The organism is Micrococcaceae bacterium Sec5.8 (assembly GCA_039636775.1).
Taxonomy (GTDB): Bacteria; Actinomycetota; Actinomycetes; order Actinomycetales; family Micrococcaceae; genus Arthrobacter.
This window is the reverse complement of record CP143429.1, coordinates 3,550,877-3,570,359: the sequence shown is the minus strand read 5'-3', so window position 1 is coordinate 3,570,359 and position 19,483 is coordinate 3,550,877. Positions and strand designations below refer to the sequence as shown.

Sequence of the window (19,483 nt, the reverse complement as noted above, 5' to 3'; positions counted from 1 at the left end):
GGACGCCGACTTCAGCGCGGTTCCTGACGCTCCCGCCCAGTTGCGTTGGTTTGCCGCTCGTCCCCCGCCCGGATGTTCGTGGTTTCCGCGGCGGCTGCTAAGTCCGGGGACGCGGTAACTGGGAAGGAGCGGCGGCATCCGGGCCCATCGCGCTAAGGCCGGGGCGATACTGGCGTTCTAGCGTGCGCTGCGGGTCGTGTCCGTGTAGCTTCCGGGACGCCCGAAGCTGGCGGCCCTGCTCAGAATATCCACTCCGGTGTAGCTGCCCGGACGGACGCTTCCGGACGCTGGATGGGCCAGGGTGTCCACTCCGGTGTAGCTGCCCGGACGGACCGTCCGCCCGGCATCTCGCCGGATGAGCGTATCAACGTCGGTGTACCGGCCGCGGGCGGAGCGGCCCGCCAGAGGAGTTCCAGCAGGCGAGCGGGTGGCGGACTGGGTCCCTGCGCTGGTGCGAATTCGGTCCTGGGTGATCATGGGATCTCCGATGCTAGGAATGCGTTGGCGGGCCGGGATGCCGGCCTTCTGAGATCCACTTTCCGCCCCCAGCCTCATAGGTATCAAAGAAGGAGTAGTGATTACCCCATAGGCGGCGGCTATGGTGCCTGCTCACGGGGGAGATGCTCGAGGAAGGTGAGATCCGTCTCCCAGCTCATGGCGGTTAGGGCGCGGGCCATGACGGAGCCCGGCTTCCGCGCCAGGGTGACAAGCCCAACGGGTATGGCGCGCTCCGGTTCCGTCAGGGGCGCTGCGGTCATCCCTGCTGGGACTCCGAAGACGTGAAGCCAGGCGGACGGCAGAACGGTCGCCCACGACCCCGTACTTACCAGGGCGAAGAGTGAGGACACCGAGTCCGTTTCTACCCTGGGAGACGGCATCACGCCCACTTCGGCAAAAATGTCATCGAGGCGTTGCCTGCCCTGCATCACCGGATCCAGCAGGCAGAGCGGGAGGGCGGCAGCGGCCGCCCAGGTTGCCGGCCGGGTCCCGGTTCCCGCACCTCCGGCCGTCAGCAGGACGTACTTCTCCAAATAAAGCCGGGCTACCTGAAACTCGTCCGGGAGGGGGTCCTGGACGTAAGTGATGCCGGCATCGATTTCGTAATTTTGCAGCTTGCGAAGAACGTCCTCGGATCTCAGGTCAGACACTGCCTGCACCCGCGCCAGAGGGTGCATCGCGCAAAATGGGGCTGTAAGCAGGGAGACCGCGATCGAGGCCGTGGGAACGGAGCCGAAGCGCAGCCGGCCGCTGAGCCCGGCGCGCATCGCACCGATCTCCTCTTTCAGCCCGTCACGGTCCGCGAGGATCCTTCGGGCCCAGACCACAATCGCCAGCCCTTCGGCCGTGAGCCCTTCAAACTTGTTCCCACGACGGATTATGGAAACGTCCAGCTCCTCTTCCAGCTTCCGGATCCCCTCCGACAGCGCCGGCTGGGAGACCGAACAGGACTGGGCCGCGCGGACGAAGTGCTGTTCGCGGGCCAAGGCGACGACGTACTCAAGTTGACGGAAGAACATGAGATCGGTTTACAGCAACCTCCCGGCCGGGCGCCAGACGTCCACCGTGCCAGCCGGGGACTCAGTCAGTGAACAGCCCGGCCAGGTCCTCGGCTGTGAGCGCACCGCCCGTGAGCGCATCGCCTTCCATGACGTCGGCGAAGAGTTGGGATTTCCGGGCCTTGAGCGCCATGACCTTCTCCTCAATGGTGTCTTTGGCGACCAGCCGGTACACCATGACGTTCCGGGCCTGCCCGATCCGGTGCGTGCGGTCCACGGCCTGTGCCTCCGAGGCGGGGTTCCACCACGGGTCCAGCAGGAACACATAATCCGCCTCCGTCAGGTTCAAACCGAAACCGCCGGCCTTCAGGCTGATCAGGAACACCGGCGCAGCCCCGTTTTTGAACTCATTGACGACGTCGGTGCGGTTGCGGGTGCTGCCGTCGAGGTAGCAGAACTCAATGTTCTCCTCGACAAGGCGCTCGCGGACCTTGCCCAGGAAGCCGGTGAACTGGCTGAAGATCAGGGCCCGGTGCCCTTCGGCTACCAGGTCCTCCAGCTGCTCGAACAGCACGTCGAGCTTGCTGGACCGCACTCCGGAGAGCGAGGGGTCGATCAGCGAGGGATCCAGGCTGAGCTGCCGCAGCAGCGTCAGGGACTGGAAAATGGTGAAGCGGTTCTTGTTGACGTCGTCGATCAGTCCGAGGATCTTCTGGCGCTCGCGCTGCAGGTGCGTCTGGTAAACCTTCTGGTGCCGCGGATTCAGCACCACTTCAAGAATCTGTTCCTGCTTCGGCGGCAGGTCATGGATGACCTGTTCCTTGGTCCGCCGCATCATCAGCGGCCGGACCCGACGCCGGAGCTTGTCCAGCTGCGCCTTGTCACCGTTCTTTTCGACCGGTTTCTGGTAATACTCGGCGAACCGCTTGGGGCTGGAGAAGAGGCCGGGCGCCACAATCGAGGTGAGAGCCCAGAACTCCATGAGGTTGTTCTCCAGCGGGGTGCCAGTGATCACGAGCTTGAAGACCGCCGGGAGCTTCCGGGCGCACTGGTACGCCTTGGACTGGTGGTTCTTAACGAACTGGGCCTCGTCCAGTACCAGCCCGGCCCATTCTTTGGAAGCGTAGGCCTCGAAGTCGATCCGGAATAAGGCGTAGGAAGTGATGATGATATCCGCACCGGCCATCGCCTCGCCAGGGTTTGAACCGCTCTTTGCGAAGGTCTCGCTGACCGCGCGCACAGTTAGGCCGGGAGCGAACCGCGCAGTCTCAGCCTCCCAGTTGCCCACCACACTGGTGGGTGCCACCACCAGGAAGGGCGCTGAGCCGGGGGAAGCCACAGCGGCACCGCCGCCGTCGGACGCTGCGGCGGGCACAGCTGCCGCGTCCTTGGCAGCGCAGATCAGGGCCAGCGCCTGCACGGTTTTGCCCAGGCCCATGTCATCGGCGAGCACCCCGCCGAGTCCGTGCCGGTACAGGAAGCTCAGCCAGTTGAAGCCCTCCAGCTGGTACGGGCGCAGCTCCGCGTTGAGGCTCGCCGGCAACGGCAGACCCTTCACGCCGCCTTCCAGCAGCCCGCCGACGGCGTCGCGCCAGGCCGCGGCCTGCTCGTCCACGAGGCCCAGTTGCGCGAGCTCGTCCCAGAGCCCGGCCTGGAAACGGCTGATCTGCAGCGGCGCGTCCTTGTTGTCCTGCAGTTCCCGGGCCTCCTCGATCAGGGCCCGCAATTGGTGCAGTTCGGGGAGATCCAGGGAGAAGTAGGCGCCGCTGGGAAGCAGCATCTTGGTCTGGCCGGACGCCAGGGCGGAGAACACCGCGGCAAAGGACACCGGCTGGCCCTCAAGGGAAATCTGGATGCCGAGGTCAAACCAGTCCCGTTGCTCGGTGGCCTTGGTGGAGATGGACACCACCGGGGCCTCTTCGGCTTCCCGGTAGTCGGCGATCTCGCCGGCCGTGTCCACGCTGACGCCGGGGACCTCCCGGAGGCGGGGGAGCAGCTCCTCGGTGAATGCGAGGGTGTCCAGGCCGCTGAGCGCCGCGGAGGCCGCGAGCCGCGGTGTTCCCCAGCCGCCCGCAGCTGACTCGCCGAGGGCCGGGACCACGTCCCACGGTTGCCCAAGAGCTTCCAGGATGCGGGCCTCGGCGGGGTCGTCCCGGTAACCGTGGTCGCCGGGGTGGCGCCAGAGCGGCTGGGACGTGACGAGCGTGCCGGACTTGTAGTGCCATTCCCAGTGCAGCCGGACCCGGTGGTCCGCGCCGTAATTGGCCAGCAGCGACAGCGTGGGAACGGCGAGCTGGGGCAGCTCCACGGACTCGTCGGAGGCGGTGACCCGGGTGCTCTGCTTGAGCTTGGGGTAGAAGCCGGTCAGGAAACGGCTCTCATCCCGGGACGGGATGTGCAGGGTGGTCCCGGCGGTGACGAACGTGAGCAGTTCCTCGCTGAGTCCCGCTTCCAGCGGCGCGAGCGTAATGATGGTGTCCGCCGGTCCGGCTCCGGGCAGCGCGTCGGGCCCGGAGGTCAGGAAGATACCGTGGGCTGGGCGTCCGATGGTCCCGACCGATGCCGCGTCGACCACCTCGCCTTCCACGGTGATCACGGGGGCCAGCGACAGCCCTGCGTCGTTGGCCCCGGACGCAGCGGGTATGACGGCGTCGTCCCCGTCCGCCGGGACCGGCGCAGCACCGAACCGGGCCAGGTTGAGCCCGACGGCGGCCGGCTGCTCCACGAGCCGCACCGGCTCCGTGCCCCGGCTGTGGACGAGGGCGACGCCGATCTTCCGGGCCTGGGCAAGCAGACTCCACAGGTTCTTGCCGGCGTAGGTGTTCAGGCCCAGCCACAGGCCGGTACCGGCATGCTGGCGGTTGGCCTGGGCGGTGTGCGCGGCGAGGAATTCCTGCATCCACTCGACGTGGGATTCGTTGCATTCACGCCGGTAACTGAGGTAGCTCAGGGTGTTCCAGGAGACGTCGCCGCGGATCCACTTGCCCTTGGCGCCCATGATCACGGGACGGGCCTTCAGTTGCCGGACACTGCGCAGCGGGTCCCGGCGCCCGGTATAAGAAAAGTGCGGGGCGGGCTCTTCGAGCTCAAACTGGAGGGCCAGCGGGATCCCGTTGGTGGACTGCGTGATTCCCGGCTGGGCGATCAGGGGGCTGAGCGCCTGTTCCCAGTCCGGCACCTCCAGGACCGGGGCCTGCCGCGAGAGCCGGCTGACGTCGGCGGGGGCCAGCAACTGGACGCGGATCGCGGGATTGTCCTCGGCGGCAAACAGCAGCGCGGCCACGTGTTTGCAGTCCTTGCGGACCGGGCAGCTGCACACGCCCACGGTGCAGCTCCAGCTGCCCGCCTTCCGGACCAGTTTCGCTGTCGTCGAGTACGGGACATCGGACCCGCCGCGCACCTTGCCGAGCATCAGCCCGGTGGCAGCGTCGAAGGAGATACCGGAAACGCGGCTCCCCATGGCATAAGCGAGTCCGGCCGCGAGGGAGCGGTCGTTGATCGCGGGAGTCTGTATGGCCAGTGCCGCACTCTCGTCCGGATGGGATGGCATGTGCGCACTACTTTCAGCAGTTGGTCATCTGGTCCATCTTAGCGAGCGTGGAGGCACTCCCTGAACTGTGCAGGCGGCCATGTGGATATCCCGCCGGGTTCCGCTGCCGCCGGCAGTCAGTACCCGGCGGCAGCGGTGGCCATGTCACCTGACGGGGTCGCGAGGTACCAGACGCTGCCTACGCCCTGGCCCAGGATGTCACCGGCAGCCAGATCCTTGGCGTAGTAGTACACGGGCAGCCCGTTAAGGGTCAGCTGCTTCTTCCCGTCAGGGGTGGCGATGGTGCCCACGGTACCGGTGACGCCGTCGACCGTCGGGGTGCCGGACGCAGCGAGGACTGCCGGCCACGCCGCCACGCAGCCGCCCGTGCATGCGCTCGCGCCGGAGTCTTTGACGTCCTTTGTATAGAAGTAAACACTCATGCCCCGGCCGTCGACCACGATCCTGCCGGCGGGGGAATCGGAAACCTTGAGGTCCGGGGCTGCCGGCGTGGACCCGGGCGCCGAACCCGCCGCGGAGCTGCCGGTCGGCGTGGAGGCGGCTGCCGGAGCCGTGGTACCGGCGCCACCTGTACCCGCGGTTCCGGCGCAGCCGGAGAGTATCGCTGTGAGCGTGAAAGCGGACAAGCCAATGCTGAGGTGCCTTTTCATTTGCTGCTCCTTGACTCGGACCGGCCACCTGGCGGGGCCGGCGCTACCCGATACGACGGCCCCGGGGGAAGAATGGTTCACAGCAGGCACTGGACTGGGCCCCCGGAATCCGCGCGTGAACCGGTCCGCCGGTCCGGACGTCTTAGGGGCACAGGCACAGGGAATGATGAAGCCAGGAAGGGCGGACATGCCACTGGACGAAGACGTGGTGGCGGCAAATTTACCGCGACCACGGCCCGGCCCTTCGGCGCTTTGTGCTGAGCGCATGCCGGGATCCGCAACTGGCCGATGACATCGTGCAGGAGACCGTGCTGCGGGTCTGGCAGCAGGCACCCACCATCACCGGAAGCCTGCGCAGCTACCTGTTCCGGACGGCCCGCAACATCATGATCGACAACTACCGCAAGGCTCAGCGGCGGCCCCGCGAGGCGACGGGCCGGGACCTGGCCGACCCGGCTGGCGGCGAGGAACGCGTGGACGAACTCCTTAACCGGGTTCTGATGGAGGAGGCGCTGCTGCGGCTCAGCGCGGAACACCGGGACGTCCTGGTGGCCCTCCACTACCGCCGCTACACCGTCCAGGAGGCATCAGTGAGTTTGAACATCCCGAGCGGAACAGTGAAGTCCCGTGCGTTCTACGCAGTGCGGGCGCTCCGGCGAATCCTCGATGAAATGGGGGTGCAGCGGTGAGCGCCACGGAATTCCACCAGCTGCTGGGCGCTTACCTGCTCGGCGGGCTGGAGCCCGACGAGGCTGCCGCCTTCGAGCAGCATCTGGGCGGCTGCGCAGCGTGCCGGCAGGAACTGGACGAACTCGCCAGCATCCCGGCGCTGCTGGACGCGCTCCCGGTGCCGGACGCCGTTGCCCTTGGCGCCGCTGCCGTGGCCACCGCGGCCGGGCGGGAACCGGAGACTCCCGGTCCCGCGCGGACCGCCGTGCCGCCGCGGCTCCTCGACCAACTGTCCGCGCGGCGCCGGAAGGTACGACGCCGGTGGACCGCGGCGCTCGCGGCGGCGGCAGCGGCATGCCTGGCGCTCGGCATCCTGGCCGCGCCGTTGTTCAATCAGCCGCCCAAACCGGACGCCAGCTACTCCGTCCAGGCCGGCGACGGGCTGCAAATCACGGTCGGGATGGTCAAGAAGACCTGGGGCACCGAGCTCGCCGTGGAGGGCCGTAGCCTGCCGGTGGACGGAACTTTGTCGCTGTGGGTTACGGCCAGCGACGGCGGCGAGGAGCGCGCCTGCGCGTGGACCGCGACACCCAGCGGGCGGGTCAGGATCACCGGCGCCACGCCCCTGCAGCTCGCGGACATCGCCAGTGTTCAGATGCGGAACGGGCAGCAACAGACCATGGCGGTTATCGCTGTGCCCCGGGGTTAGCCGGAGATCACATCTTGGCCAGTTTGGCGCGCACCATCATGAAGATGCCGTAGCAAATGAGGCCGGCGCCGATGGCAGCCAGCATGTACATGCCGAACGGCTGGTCGCGGAGGCCTTTCAGGCCGCCGTCGAGCCCGGTGGACTCCTCGGGATGAGCCGTGATGGTGGCAATGATGACCAACATCCCCATCAGCAGCAAGGCGATTCCTTTCGCGGCGTAGCCCACGACGCCGAGGACGGTCACCGCCGTCCGGGCCTCCTTCGCGGCGGGAGGCCGGATATGTTTGGCGAACGACTGCCGAAAACCGCGGATGGCGTAGATGATGCCGGCAACGGCGATTCCCGCGCCGACGGCGATTAGCAGAGCGAAGCCGCCGGGCGCCTTCATCACGGACACAGAGAGATCGCTGGTCGAGGAGGTGTGGTCTGTGCCGGCGCCGCTGGCGAAGGACAGCAGCGTGACGGCCAGCCCGGCATAGACCACGGCCTGGAGGGCTGCTTTGAGCTTGTTCGCGAGCTTCTTCTTGGCCGGCAGGTGCCCGAAGTCAAAGATGGCATCGCTGGTCTGCCAGATCGCCAGGGCGACGCAGGCGGCGAAGCAGGTCCACAACAGCAGCGGTCCCGCCGGCTGGCCGGCGAGCTGTTCAACGGCTCCGCTGACGTCGGCCTCGCCTTCCCCGCCCATGGCAAGCCGGATCGCAACCAGTCCGATCAGCAGATGGAGGATGCCGCTCACGGCAAAACCGGCACGGGCCAGCACTTCCAATGCCGGGGAATTGGTGATGTCTTCCGCCGCGTCCGCGGCGTCCTTCAGTTCTCGTTTGATGGCAGTCCCTCAACTGGCTCGCTATTTCCGCCGGACGTGAGTTCCGTCCGGTTGGTGCATCTTCGGTAATCGTGCCACGCGGAACCCGCGGGGAACAGCACTGCCGCGGATCAGTACCCTGTGGCGGCGTGCGGCCCCGGCGGCGCCCTTACCGGCGCCGGTAGCTGAGGTCGAAAATCAGCCGGCCCGCCTCATGCGCCTTGTTCTCGAAACTCGTCAGGATCCGGCCGTCGAACCGCGGGGCCCAGCCGCCTGCCTCATCGACGCCCTCGTTGGGGCCGGTGTGCTCGGTGCTCACGGGGGCCCGGCCCTCCTTGACGGGGGCGCCTCCCACGAGGGACTCGACGCCGGATTCCCACACCTGGGTGAGCGGGCTCTCCGCGCCGCTGCGCTCGCCGTCGTGCTGGTTCTCGAAGTCAGGGGAGTCGGCAAGGACCTCGCGGACGTGGACGGCATAGTTGGACCAGTCCGTCGCGATCCGCCAGAGGCCGCCCGGCTTAAGCGCCCGTGCAGCGAGCTCGGCGAAGGCCGGCTGGATCAGTCGGCGCTTGTGGTGCCGGGATTTGTGCCACGGGTCCGGGAAGAAGACCCACAGCTCCGTGACGGACGCGGGCGGCAGCATGGTGGCCAGCACTTCGGGAGCATTTGCCTCCACAACACGGACATTGCTCAGGCCCCGGCTGTTGATCTTGATCAACGTGTTCGCCAATCCGGGGGTATAGACCTCGACGGCGAGGAAGTCCCTATCCGGGTTCTCCTCGGCCGCGTGGCAGACGGCGTCGCCCAGCCCGGAGCCGATCTCCACGATCAGCGGGGCCAGGCGCCCAAACTCGGTTTCGGCGTCGAAGATGTAGTCCGGGTGCACGGAGGTGTTGGCGATGTGCCGGGGGACTTCGATGGCCCACCGGTCAGAGTGCTCCTCCCAGGCGGCCTGCCGGCGGCCCTGCAGACGGGTTCCGCGGCGCACAAAACTGACCGGCCGGCCGCCATATGTGCCGAAGGAGGCCTGGCTGCCGGGCGTTACGGGCCGCGCGGGCTGCGGTGTTTCGGGGGACTCTGGGGATTCACTCATCCCTTCCAGAATAGTGGAGTTCCGGCGTCCGGCCGGGCCGGCAACGGCCGCCCCGGCGGTGGGCGTGTGACGCGGCCGTTGGTGCGGAGCCTGCCAGAATGGGGTTCGTGACCATACCGAAAAGCTCCCCGGACCCTGCCCCCGTCGGGGCCGGTGACCGCCGCGCCGTGCTGGTGGACGCCGAAATCGACGACGTTCCCGCGGCGGAGCCAACCCGGGTGGGCAGCCGCCGCGCCCTGGCGTACCTGGCTGTATGCCTGGTGCTGATCGGACTGAACCTTCGCACGGTCTTCTCCAGTTTCTCCGCGGTCCTGCCGGAGGTGACCGCCGACGCCGGCCTGCCGGGCTGGACGGTCGTGGTCCTGACCACCGTGCCGGTGACGCTGCTTGGCGTGTTCGCTCCGCTGGCCCCCGTGCTGGCCCGCCGGTTCGGGGCCGAACGGGTCCTGCTGGGTGCCATGGCGGTTCTCACGGCCGGGCTGGTGCTGCGGCCGCTGGAAATTGGGGGTGCCGGGCACCTTCCCGCGCTGCTGGCCGGAACGGCGGCCTGCGGTGCCGCCATTTCGCTATGCAACGTGCTGTTGCCCGGCCTGGTGAAGCGTGACTTCCCGCACCGGCTGGGCCTCATGGGCGGCCTCTACACCACCGCGATCTGCGCTTCGGCGGCCCTGGGCGCCGGGTTCACCTACCCGGTCTTCAGCGCGACCGGGCAGTGGACCACGGCGCTGCAGTTCTGGGCGCTGCCGGCCGGTGTTGTGTTGTTGTTGTTTCTGCCGCTGGCCATCAGGCAGCGCCACGGACGGCACCAGAGCGCGCACGGCGGCGTCAATGTGTGGCGCTCGGCGGTCGCCTGGCAGGTGACCATCTTCATGGTGCTGCAGGCGATGATGTCCTTCAGTGTCTTCGCCTGGCTGGCCCCCATCCTGCGCGAACGCGGAGTCGACGGCGGCACGGCCGGGCTGATTGTCTCCGCCTCGATCGTGCTGCAGATGCTGGGGTCCTTGTTTGCGCCGGCGCTCGCCACCAGGTTCCGGGACCAGCGGGGAATCAACACCGTGGTGGCGCTGATGACCGGCGCCGGTTTCGCATTGAGCATCTTCGGCCCGCTGCAGCTGATCTGGCTGTGGACGGGACTGCTGGGCCTGGGCCAGGGCAGCCTGACGGCCGCAGCGCTGACCCTGATCATGGTGCGCACCCGGGACGGACACACGGCCGCGCACCTGTCCGGCATGATGCAGGGCGTCGGCTACGGCATTGGTTCCACCGGCACTCTGTTGGTGGGCCAATTGCACCAGACCACCGGATCCTTCGCGGCGGCAGGGGTGCTCTTCCTCGTGGTCGGTTCGCTGGCCGCAGTGTTCGGCTACCGCGCCGGGCGGAACCGCTACATCGGCGGCTGAGGTGGTGGGACTGCCGCGGCCGGAGGCGGGCCTGCAGGGCGACGTCGATGCTGTCCGCCGGAAACGCCAGAGAGGTGTGGCCGTGCTTCCTGCCGCCCTGTGCGGTGATCCTCCGCTGCACTCGGCGGTGATCTCAGCGAAAGTCGGCTCCACCGCACTGATGACCGAAGGTGGGGTCTTCCGCTGCTGGACCGCTGTGGCATGCTTCCCCTTAGGCCAACGTCCGGCTGCGCTGCCCGATTCCGTGCGGCCGCGGTTGCGGCCGCACCCCTGCAGTCCCGCTCCCGTCTACCGATCAGGCCACCACCTTGCCCCGTAACGCCTCCGCTCCGACGCTGGAATCAGCCGGCATCTTCCACCGCGACTATCTGCTGGTGACGCTTGGTGCCTGTGCCTTGGTCTTCCTGGCCGCTTTCGAATCGCTGGCGGTGACCACCATCATGCCGCTGGTCAGCCGGGAGCTGAACGGGGCCGCTCTCTACGCCCTGGCGTTCGCCGGCCCGTTTGCCACCGGCGTCATCGGTATGGTGGCGGCGGGCAACTGGTCGGACCGGCGCGGCCCGGTGGGGCCGTTGTACGCTGCCGTGGCCATGTTCGTGCTCGGCCTGCTGGTCGCGGGTACGGCAGGGACTATGCCTGCCTTGGTCGCCGGGCGGCTGGTCCAGGGCCTGGGTGGCGGCGCCTTGACCGTGGCGCTGTACGTGGTGATCGCCCGGGTGTATTCCCCCGTCCTGTACCCGAAGATTTTTGCCGCGTTTTCCGCGGCGTGGGTGATTCCCTCAATGGTGGGCCCTTTTGCCGCCGGGCTGGTCGCCCAGCTGTTCAGCTGGCACTGGGTGTTCCTGGGCGTGGTGGGCCTGGTGGTGCCCGCCCTGCTGATGATCGTCCCTGCACTGCGCGGGCTGCGCGGCGCGCCCAACGGCGGAACCCGGGACAGTTCCACCCCGGCGCCCCCAACCGTGCGCCGGGCCTCGGGCCTGGGCAGGCTGGCTTGGGCCGTCCTCGCGGCGCTCGCCGTGCTCGCCCTGAACTTGTCGTCCCGGCTTCCGGTGGCGGGCGGAGTCGCGGCCGTGGCGGCCGTCGCGGTGGCGTTCATCGCTGTCCGGCCGCTGGTTCCGCCGGGAACATTGACCGCCCGCCGCGGCCTGCCCAGTGTCATCCTCACCCGTGGCCTGGCCGCGGCGGCGTTCTTCGGCGCAGAGGTTTACCTGCCGTATCTGCTGGTGGAGCGCTACGAATTCTCCCCGACGTTCGCCGGGCTGACGCTCACGGGCGGCGCTGTGGCATGGGCCGCCGGCTCAGCCATCCAGGGCCGTCTCGGGGCCCGCCTGGATAACCGCCGCGCGGTCCGGATCGGCGCGGCCCTGGTGCTCTTCGGCGTCATCCTGGTTCTGGCAACCACTGTCCTTGGCTGGCCCGCCGCCGTCGCCATCGCCGCCTGGGTGTTCGCCGGCGGCGGCATGGGAGTGATGTACGCGCGGTTGAGCGTGATGACGCTGGCGCTGTCCAGCAAGCACAACGAGGGCTTCAACAGTTCAGCGATGTCCATTTCCGATTCCCTGGGCGGGGCGCTCTCCCTCGCCACCACGGGCCTGATCTTCGCCGCGTTTTCGACGGCGGCGGGATCCTTCGGCGGCGTGTTTGCCCTGACTGCGGTGATCGGCGTGGCCACAGTGGTGGTCGCCCCGCGGGTGATGGACCGCCGTTAACGAACAGCACCCGGGACGATACGGTCCACGTGCCCGCGAGGACCCTGCTGCGACTCGCGTGGACGAAGGAAGTGATCGGGGAGCGGCGCACAAAGGCGCCGGAGGACTCCGGCGCCTTTGTGCAGCGACTGGCCCGCACTGGTGGTTTTTAGCGTGCTGCCGGTACTTTTTCGGAGCTGCGGAGGGCCTGCCATTCCGCGATCCGGGCCTGCTGGAGCGGGGTCCGGCGGTTGAAGTACCAGGCGCCGCCCAGGAGCAGGAACCAGACCGGGGTGATCAGCAGGGCCAGACGGGTGTCGTCGGCCTGGCCGAGTGCCACCAGCATGAAGCCGAAGAAGGCGAGCACGACGTAGGGCATGAACCCTGAGCCCGGCATCTTGAACGTCGATGCTGCGTGCAGCGCGGGCCGGCGGCGGCGGAACACGATGTAGCTGATCAGGATCATCGACCAGACGAACATGGTCAGCACGGAAGCCACCGACGTGACGATGGTGAAGGCGCCGATCACGGAGTCGCCGGCATAAAGCAGGATCAGGCCGGCCAGCAGGAAGATGCAGGAGAACAGCAGGGCGTTCTGCGGGACCTTGCGCGGGCTCAGCTTGCCAAAGGCATTGGGGGCGTTGCCGTCCTGGGCGAGGCCGTAGACCATGCGGGAGGTGGAGTAGATGCCGGAGTTGGCACTCGACGCGGCGGAGGTCAGCACCACCAGGTTGATGACCACCGCGGCAATGCCCAGCCCGGCGAGCGTGAACATGCCAATAAACGGGCTGCTGGCGGGGTCGATGCTGCGCCAGGGGTTGACTGCCATGATGACCACCAGGGCGCCGACGTAGAACAAGAGGACCCGGATGGGGATGGAGTTGATGGCGCGCGGCAGGTTCTTCTCGGGATCCTTCGTTTCCGCTGCTGCCGTGCCCACGAGCTCGATGCCGGCGAAGGCGAAGATGGCGATCTGGAAGCCCAGGACAAAACCGAACACCCCGTGCGGGAACATGCCGCCGTCGTTCCACAGGTTGGACAGGCTGGCGACGGCGCCGTTGGGGGAGGTGAAGTGGCTGGCGATCATGACGATGCCGGTGGCGATGAGGGCGAGGATGGCCACCACCTTGATAATGGCGAACCAGAACTCCGCTTCACCGAACGCCTTGACACTGGGCAGATTCAGCAGGATCAGTACGACCGGTGTGATGAGGGCGGGGATCCACAGCGGCGTACCCGGTGCGAGCTTGTCGACGTATCCGGCGATCGCCACGATGTCGGCCACGCCGGTCACCACCCAGAAGAACCAGTAGGACCAGCCGGTGACGAAGCCGGCCCAAGGGCCCAGGAGGTCGCCCGCGAAGTCGCTGAAGGACTTGTACTCCAGGTTGGAGAGCAGAATCTCGCCCATCGCGCGCATGACGAAAAACAGCATGAAGCCGATGATCATGTAGACGAAGATGACGGACGGCCCGGCCAGCGAGATGGTCTTGCCGGAGCCCATGAACAGCCCGGTGCCAATCGCGCCGCCGATGGCGAGCAATTGGATATGGCGGTTGCCCAGGGCGCGGGCGAGGTGCGGTTCCTGGCCGTGGCTGCTGGGGGACTGCGGCGCGACGGCCGGTGCAGCTGTGAAGGTGCGTTCAGACATGGAGCTTCTTCCTCGTTACGGGCGGGCCGGGGCGGAGGACGTCCCGCCGGGCCGCGCGGATCCATCAGCTGTGTGATGGGGGTAACACGGTGGTGTGTGCATTAAGCGTAGAGGGCCGGGCCCGGGGTCGACGGCGGCATCTGGGTTCTGCCCGACGGTGGCCGGACGGGCAGGCCGCGGGCCGGGCCGGGGTGCAGGAGGGGTCCCCGGCTGGGCGGGAAGTGGTCTTCTTCGGTGTGACGGCCGGTTTTTCCGACGCCGGCCCCGCCTGCTGATCCCGGTTTCCGGCGGCGTCGCCGCGGTTGGCGGCGCTTGGCGCGGCTCGACATTTGTCGAGAAACCCGCACTCAGCTGTCGCCCCATGTCCGGCGTCATGTCGGGCCGCTGCTCCCATGGTTCAGCAGCCGTCGCCCGCCGGGGACGCTCTGCTCAGTGCGCGGCGAGGCGGGTGGCGCGCAGCACGGCGTCTGTCAGGTCAGCGGCCTCGCCGTCGGGCCCGGTGACGCTGCGGTGCCTGGTGTCGACGACGTCGAGCCGCCATTCGGGCGCCTCAATTCCCAGCTCACGGGCAAGGGTTTCGGCTGTGTAGAACCGGTCCGGGGCGTGGTCGTGATGCTCGGTCCACGGCGGGAGCCCGTCCGGGTGGTGGCCCACAATCAACAATGCTCCCCCGGTCCGCACGGCGGCGGCAGCCAGCTGCAGGGCCTGCTGCCAGGGCATCACGGTGGAATGCAGGAACTGTGCCGTCACCAGGTCGAAGAGCTCATCCGGTACCCAGGTGGCGAGATCCTGCAGGACCCAGGTGATGTTCCCGCTCTGGCCGCGGTCGCGCGCGTGGGCTTCGGCGCGTTCCAGGGCGACGGCGGAGACGTCGACGGCGGTGACTGTCCATCCGCGGCTCGCGAGCCAGATGGCGTCGGCGCCTTCGCCGCATCCCAGATCCAGGGCTGCGCCAGCGGGAAGGGCCGCGGCCTCCGCTATGAGTTGCGCGTTCGGCTCACCGCTCCAAATTCGGGCCCGGCTGCGGTATTTCTCGTCCCACACCTGGGCGGCGCTGGCGTTGCTGTCCTGTTCGGAGTGTTCGTGCTCGGTCATCGTTGTCCTCACCAGTTGGGCGGTCCCCTTCCACATCATGGCAGGGGAATGCCGCCGGCGACACCGCCACGTAGGAGGTGCCGCAAAATCGACACGCGAACATCACCGCCCGGAAATGCGGTCGAAACTTCGACGGTGGAGTCTGGAGCTGGAGAGCGGAATGACATCGAGGTGGATCCGGATCGGGGAAGGAGCAGCCCATGCCTGGGGAGGACGCACGGCAGGTTTACTCGAGCGGGGAGTTGTCGGCGGGGGATGAGATCGAAGCCTGGCACAACGGCAAATTGTTCCACCGGGGAAAAGTCATCCGGACGGTGAGGGCCACGGACCTGTTTTGGATTGTGGATGCACGGACCGGCATGCGGCGTCTGATCGACGCGGAGGCGCTGGTCATCCTGCGGGCCGAGGGTCCCGGCGATCGGGCGGCCACGCAACTGGCCGGTGCGCCGTCGCCCACCGCACCTTCAACCACCGCCTATTCTGCTACCGGGACTTCGGGATCGAACGTCCCGCTGTTCCAGGAGCCCGGCTTCGCGTCCTGACCCGAAAGTGCCCCCGGCCCGGCTAGATGATAGACTGGTCTAACTTGATGTGCAGTGATGCCCACTTTTGGTCTTCAATGACCAGTCCGGTTCATCAACCGGTTCCCCTGCTGGATTCCTATCGGAGTCCGTTCAGGAGTGGGACTTTTTCATGTGAGAGGCACATCCTGCGTCGATGAACGCGTTCTATTTGGTCCTGGCCGCCGGCTTTTTCAGCAGCTGGCCGGTTGATCACCTGACTTTTCTTCGGCGAACCCCTGACCCAACCGGCGCCGGGGGCCGATATCCGTATGGATACCGCCTGAAAGACCTTGAAACTTATGACTACTTTTGCTGCCCTCGGCACGCCTAAGGCTCTCGCCGACACCCTCACCGCCCAGGGAATCGTTGAACCGTTCCCCATTCAGGTCAAGACCCTTCCGGACACCCTGGCCGGACGCGACGTCCTGGGCCGCGGCCGCACCGGCTCCGGCAAGACCATTGCTTTCGCCATCCCGCTTGTAGCACGACTCGCTGAGCGGGAAGCGAAGCATTTCCGGAAGCCGGGCCGCCCGATGGGTCTGGTCCTTGCGCCGACCCGTGAACTGGCCACCCAGCTGAACGCCACGATCGAGCCGATGGCCAAAGCCATGGGCCTGAACACCACCGTGATTTACGGCGGCATCTCCCAGGCCCGCCAGGAAAAGGCACTGCGCGCCGGCGTCGACATCGTCATCGCCTGCCCGGGCCGCCTGGAGGACCTGATCCGCCAGCGCATCCTGACCCTCGAGGGCGTCGAGATCACTGTTCTTGACGAGGCCGACCACATGGCCGACCTCGGCTTCCTCCCGGTGGTGAAGAAGCTCATGGACATGACTCCCAGCCAGGGCCAGCGCATGCTGTTCTCCGCCACCCTGGATAACGGCGTGGACAAGATCGTCCAGCGTTACCTGTCCAACCCGCTGACCCACGCCGTGGATGAATCACAGGCCGCGGTCACCACCATGGAGCACCACGTGCTCGTGGTTAACGACCAGACCGTCAAGAAGCAGCTGATCGTTGAGCTCGCCTCGGGCTCCGGCCGCCGGGTGCTCTTCCTGCGCACCAAGCACCACGCCCGCAAGCTTGCCAAGACCCTGACCGACGCCGGGATCCCCGCCGTCGATCTGCACGGCAACCTCTCGCAGAACGCCCGTGACCGTAACCTGGCCGAGTTCTCCTCCGGCGAGGTCCGCGTCCTGGTCGCCACCGACGTCGCAGCCCGCGGCGTCCACGTCGACGACGTCGAGCTGGTCATCCACGTGGATCCGCCCACAGAGCACAAGGCTTACCTGCACCGCTCGGGCCGTACCGCCCGCGCCGGTTCCGACGGCACCGTGGTCACGCTGACCCTGCCGGAGCAGCAGTCGGACGTCAAAAAGCTCATGAAAGCTGCCGGCGTCGACGTCAACTTCGAGCGTGTCACCGCCAACTCGCCGCTGGTCGCCGAGCTGGTGGGCGAAATGGCCGACAAGATCGATCCCCGCACCCGCGCAGCATTGCTGGCCGCCAAGTCCAACCAGGGCGGCGGCAACTCCACCGGCGCCAACGCCGAGCGCAAGCGCGCCCGCCGCACCACCCAGGCGGCACCCACTGCGGGTGGCCGGGGTGGCCGTGGTGGACGCGGACGCGTCGGAGCCGAGGCTCCCCGCACCGATCTTCCGCGTGCCGAGCGCCGTGCCGTGGCCTACGAAGGCCAGGCCGCCGCGCGCAACGCCGCGGACCGCGTCATTGAGCGCAACGAGGACCGGATGGATGCCGAGCGTGCCGAGCGCCGCAGCACCCGGGCCCGCTCGACCTCTTACGGCGCCCACCGCAACGATGTTCCGGCTGCGGGTGGCCGTGCGGCGGCCGGCCGCGGCTCTGACGGACGCGCTGCCGAAGGGCGCAGTGACGCCCGGGGCGCCTCGGCTCCCCGCAGCGGCGCACCCCGCAGCGGCGCACCGCGCACAGGCGGTGCTCCCCGTACGGGCGGCGCCACCGGGGGCGCCCGCGGCGGTCGTCCGGCAACAGGCCAGCGTGCAGCAGCCGGCGCCAAGACCGGCGGCAGCAAGACCGGCACCAACGCCGCGGTTTGGTCCTCCAACACCGGCGGCACTTCGGGCGGATCCTACGCAGGCGGCGGCAACGGCCGCTCCAGCGAAGGCCGTCCGGCACGCAGCGGCGGCCCCCGCCGCGCGTCCGCACCGGCTTCGAACGAACGCCGCAGCCGCTAAGGTTTCGGTTTCCCGCTACGCAAAGTAGCTCGCGCTACGCAAACGGACGGCCGCTACGGGGATCCCCGCAGCGGCCGTCCGAAAGCGTAGCGGCTGTCCGAAAGCGCGGCGGCTGTCCGAAAGCGCGGCGGCTGTCCGGACCTGCCGCGAAAAACCGCCGGTCACCAGCCGCGGGCGCGCCACTCTTCCAGGTGCGGGCGTTCCGCACCGAGGGTGGTCGGCTTGCCATGGCCGGGGTGCACCACGGTGTCATCCGGGTACACCTCGAAGAGCCGCTCACTGACATCGCTGATCAGCTGGGCGAACCGCTGAGGATCCTGTTGAGTGTTGCCCACTCCGCCGGGGAACAGCGAATCTCCGGAGAAGACGTGCGCCGGGCCCGCCGGGTCCTGGTACACCAGTGCGATCGACCCCGGGGTATGGCCGCGCAGGTGCACTGCTGTCACGTCGAAGCCGTCGAAGTTGCCGACGTCCCCGTGACCCAGCAGCACATCTACCGGCACCGGCAGCTCGGGGGCGTCATCCGCCCCGGCCGCCGTTTTGACGCCGGTTGCCTCCACCAGGCCCGGCAGCGCGCGGACGTGGTCCCAGTGTTGGTGGGTGGTGGCAATCAGCGCCAGCTTCGGTGCCGCGGAGGTATCTGCGGCCGCGTCGGCCAGCAGCCCCTGGATGGCGGTCAAATCATCGGCCGCGTCGATCAGGAGCTGCGCACCGGATTCCTTGCCGGTGAGCAGATACACGTTGTTATCCATCTCGCTGACCGAAATCCGGCGGATGGTGATGTCCCTTAACGAATGAATTAGCGAGTCCATGGGCTTCAGTCTACGAAAGAGGCTATTCGCGGCCCTGTGACACCCAGCTGGGGTTCGCGGAGCGGGAGCCGACGACGGCGTCCGCGGCGGCGTCGAGCGTCGCCAGTTGCGCCGGGGTGATGTCCAGCGTCAGGGCTCCCAGGTTCTCGTCGATCCGGTTTGCTCTGCGGGTGCCGGGGATTGGAACCACGGGCAGCCCCAGCTTTCGGCCCTGCGCCAGGAGCCACGCCAAGGCCACCTGGGCCGGTGTGGCAGTTTGCCCGGCGTCGGTCAGTTCAGCAGCGACGCCCCGGACTGCGGCCACTACGGCCTGGTTGGCGTCCACTGCGTCGTCGGCGAAGCGGGGGATGTTGCGGCGGAAATCGTTGCTGCCAAGCTTTGCAACGTCCACGGTACCGGTGAGGAATCCCCGGCCCAGCGGCGAGTAGGGCACAAACCCCACCCCCAGTTCAGCCGCGGCAGGAACCACGTTGCGTTCCACATCGCGGCTCCAGATGGACCACTCGCTCTGGACAGCGGCGATTGGGTGGACGCTGTTGGCTTCCCGGAGCTCCTCGGCCGTCACCTCGGACAAGCCGAGGTGCCGCACCTTGCCGGCCCGCACCAGCCCCGCCATGGCCTCCACGGTTTCCACAATCGGAACGCGGAGGTCGCGGCGGTGCATGTAATACAGGTCGAGGGTGTCGGTCCCCAGGCGCGTCAGGCTGCGGTCCACGGCCTCCCGGACATAGGCCGCGTCACCGCGGATATCGGAGTAGCCGGCGGCAGGGTTGCCCACCAGGCCAAACTTGCTGGCGAGCTGTACCTCGCCGCGGCGTTCCTTCAGCAGCTTGGCGATCAGCTCCTCGTTGCTGCCGCCGCCGTAAATGTCCGCCGTGTCGATGAAGCTGACCCCGGCATCCACCGCGTGGTGCAGGGTGGCCAGGGCTTCCACCGGATCCACGTCGCCGTATACCGGGGTCAGGGCCATGCCGCCGAACCCCAGGGGGCTGACGCTGAGGCCGTCGCCGAGCTGGACTGATGCTGCCGTCATCCTGGGTCTCCTAGTTGCTGCCGGAAGTGCCGTCCTAGCCAAGAACCCCGGCGGGC

The 19,483-nt window shown here is 67.9% G+C and carries 15 protein-coding genes and 1 pseudogene; 6 read left to right on the top strand and 10 right to left on the bottom strand.

Annotated features, from left to right (window positions below; all coding sequences use genetic code 11):
- Positions 1-177: 177 nt before the first annotated feature.
- The 4 genes from VUN84_16475 to VUN84_16460 all read right to left on the bottom strand — a co-directional run bounded on the left by VUN84_16475 (position 178) and on the right by VUN84_16460 (position 5,696).
- Positions 178-477, bottom strand: coding sequence for a hypothetical protein (locus tag VUN84_16475; protein ID XAS63866.1), 300 nt, complete (start codon positions 475-477; stop codon positions 178-180).
- Between the two features lie 119 nt (positions 478-596).
- Entirely contained in the window at positions 597-1,517 is a 921-nt protein-coding gene (locus tag VUN84_16470) for a LysR family transcriptional regulator (protein ID XAS63865.1), read from the bottom strand.
- A 61-nt stretch (positions 1,518-1,578) separates the two neighbouring features.
- Positions 1,579-5,046 (bottom strand): DEAD/DEAH box helicase, encoded by a 3,468-nt coding sequence (locus VUN84_16465; GenBank protein XAS63864.1) that lies wholly within the window; start codon positions 5,044-5,046, stop codon positions 1,579-1,581.
- 116 nt (positions 5,047-5,162) lie between these two features.
- The gene (locus VUN84_16460; GenBank protein XAS63863.1) at positions 5,163-5,696 is read right to left on the bottom strand and encodes a hypothetical protein; all 534 of its coding nucleotides are present in this window, start codon (positions 5,694-5,696) and stop codon (positions 5,163-5,165) included.
- A 187-nt stretch (positions 5,697-5,883) separates the two neighbouring features.
- Between VUN84_16460 and VUN84_16455 the strand changes: the two are divergent.
- Positions 5,884-6,385: pseudogene (locus VUN84_16455) on the top strand (sigma-70 family RNA polymerase sigma factor).
- The gene (locus tag VUN84_16450) at positions 6,382-7,074 is read left to right on the top strand and encodes a zf-HC2 domain-containing protein (GenBank protein XAS63862.1); all 693 of its coding nucleotides are present in this window, start codon (positions 6,382-6,384) and stop codon (positions 7,072-7,074) included. Before VUN84_16455 ends, VUN84_16450 begins: the two are co-directional and overlap by 4 nt.
- 7 nt (positions 7,075-7,081) lie before the next feature.
- Here the strand turns inward: VUN84_16450 and VUN84_16445 are convergent, their stop codons facing one another.
- Together VUN84_16445 and trmB are read right to left on the bottom strand one after the other, a co-directional pair.
- Positions 7,082-7,888 carry a DUF1206 domain-containing protein gene (locus VUN84_16445; GenBank protein ID XAS65883.1) on the bottom strand — a complete coding sequence of 269 codons (807 nt, stop codon included), beginning with the start codon at positions 7,886-7,888 and terminating at the stop codon, positions 7,082-7,084.
- Positions 7,889-8,048: 160 nt separating this feature from the next.
- Positions 8,049-8,972, bottom strand: a complete 924-nt coding sequence (gene trmB / locus VUN84_16440; GenBank protein ID XAS63861.1) for a tRNA (guanosine(46)-N7)-methyltransferase TrmB — start codon at positions 8,970-8,972, stop codon at positions 8,049-8,051.
- A gap of 167 nt (positions 8,973-9,139) precedes the next feature.
- On the opposite strand from trmB, the gene VUN84_16435 reads away from it, so the two are divergent.
- Both VUN84_16435 and VUN84_16430 read left to right on the top strand, forming a co-directional pair.
- Positions 9,140-10,372 (top strand): MFS transporter, encoded by a 1,233-nt coding sequence (locus tag VUN84_16435; GenBank protein XAS65882.1) that lies wholly within the window; start codon positions 9,140-9,142, stop codon positions 10,370-10,372.
- A gap of 308 nt (positions 10,373-10,680) precedes the next feature.
- Positions 10,681-12,081, top strand: coding sequence for an MFS transporter (locus VUN84_16430; GenBank protein ID XAS63860.1), 1,401 nt, complete (start codon positions 10,681-10,683; stop codon positions 12,079-12,081).
- A 148-nt stretch (positions 12,082-12,229) separates the two neighbouring features.
- Here the strand turns inward: VUN84_16430 and VUN84_16425 are convergent, their stop codons facing one another.
- Positions 12,230-13,711 carry an amino acid permease gene (locus tag VUN84_16425; GenBank protein ID XAS63859.1) on the bottom strand — a complete coding sequence of 494 codons (1,482 nt, stop codon included), beginning with the start codon at positions 13,709-13,711 and terminating at the stop codon, positions 12,230-12,232.
- A 429-nt stretch (positions 13,712-14,140) separates the two neighbouring features.
- A complete protein-coding gene (locus tag VUN84_16420; GenBank protein XAS63858.1) occupies positions 14,141-14,806 on the bottom strand; it encodes a methyltransferase domain-containing protein in 666 nt (221 codons plus the stop codon).
- 200 nt (positions 14,807-15,006) lie between these two features.
- On the opposite strand from VUN84_16420, the gene VUN84_16415 reads away from it, so the two are divergent.
- A complete protein-coding gene (locus tag VUN84_16415) occupies positions 15,007-15,348 on the top strand; it encodes a hypothetical protein (GenBank protein ID XAS63857.1) in 342 nt (113 codons plus the stop codon).
- 320 nt (positions 15,349-15,668) lie between these two features.
- On the top strand, positions 15,669-17,582 hold the full coding sequence (locus VUN84_16410) for a DEAD/DEAH box helicase (GenBank protein XAS63856.1): 1,914 nt from the start codon (positions 15,669-15,671) through the stop codon (positions 17,580-17,582).
- A 161-nt stretch (positions 17,583-17,743) separates the two neighbouring features.
- Here VUN84_16410 and VUN84_16405 read toward each other — a convergent pair whose 3' ends face one another.
- The gene (locus VUN84_16405) at positions 17,744-18,394 is read right to left on the bottom strand and encodes an MBL fold metallo-hydrolase (GenBank protein ID XAS63855.1); all 651 of its coding nucleotides are present in this window, start codon (positions 18,392-18,394) and stop codon (positions 17,744-17,746) included.
- Between the two features lie 22 nt (positions 18,395-18,416).
- The gene (locus VUN84_16400; GenBank protein ID XAS63854.1) at positions 18,417-19,427 is read right to left on the bottom strand and encodes an aldo/keto reductase; all 1,011 of its coding nucleotides are present in this window, start codon (positions 19,425-19,427) and stop codon (positions 18,417-18,419) included.
- Positions 19,428-19,483 lie beyond the last annotated feature (56 nt).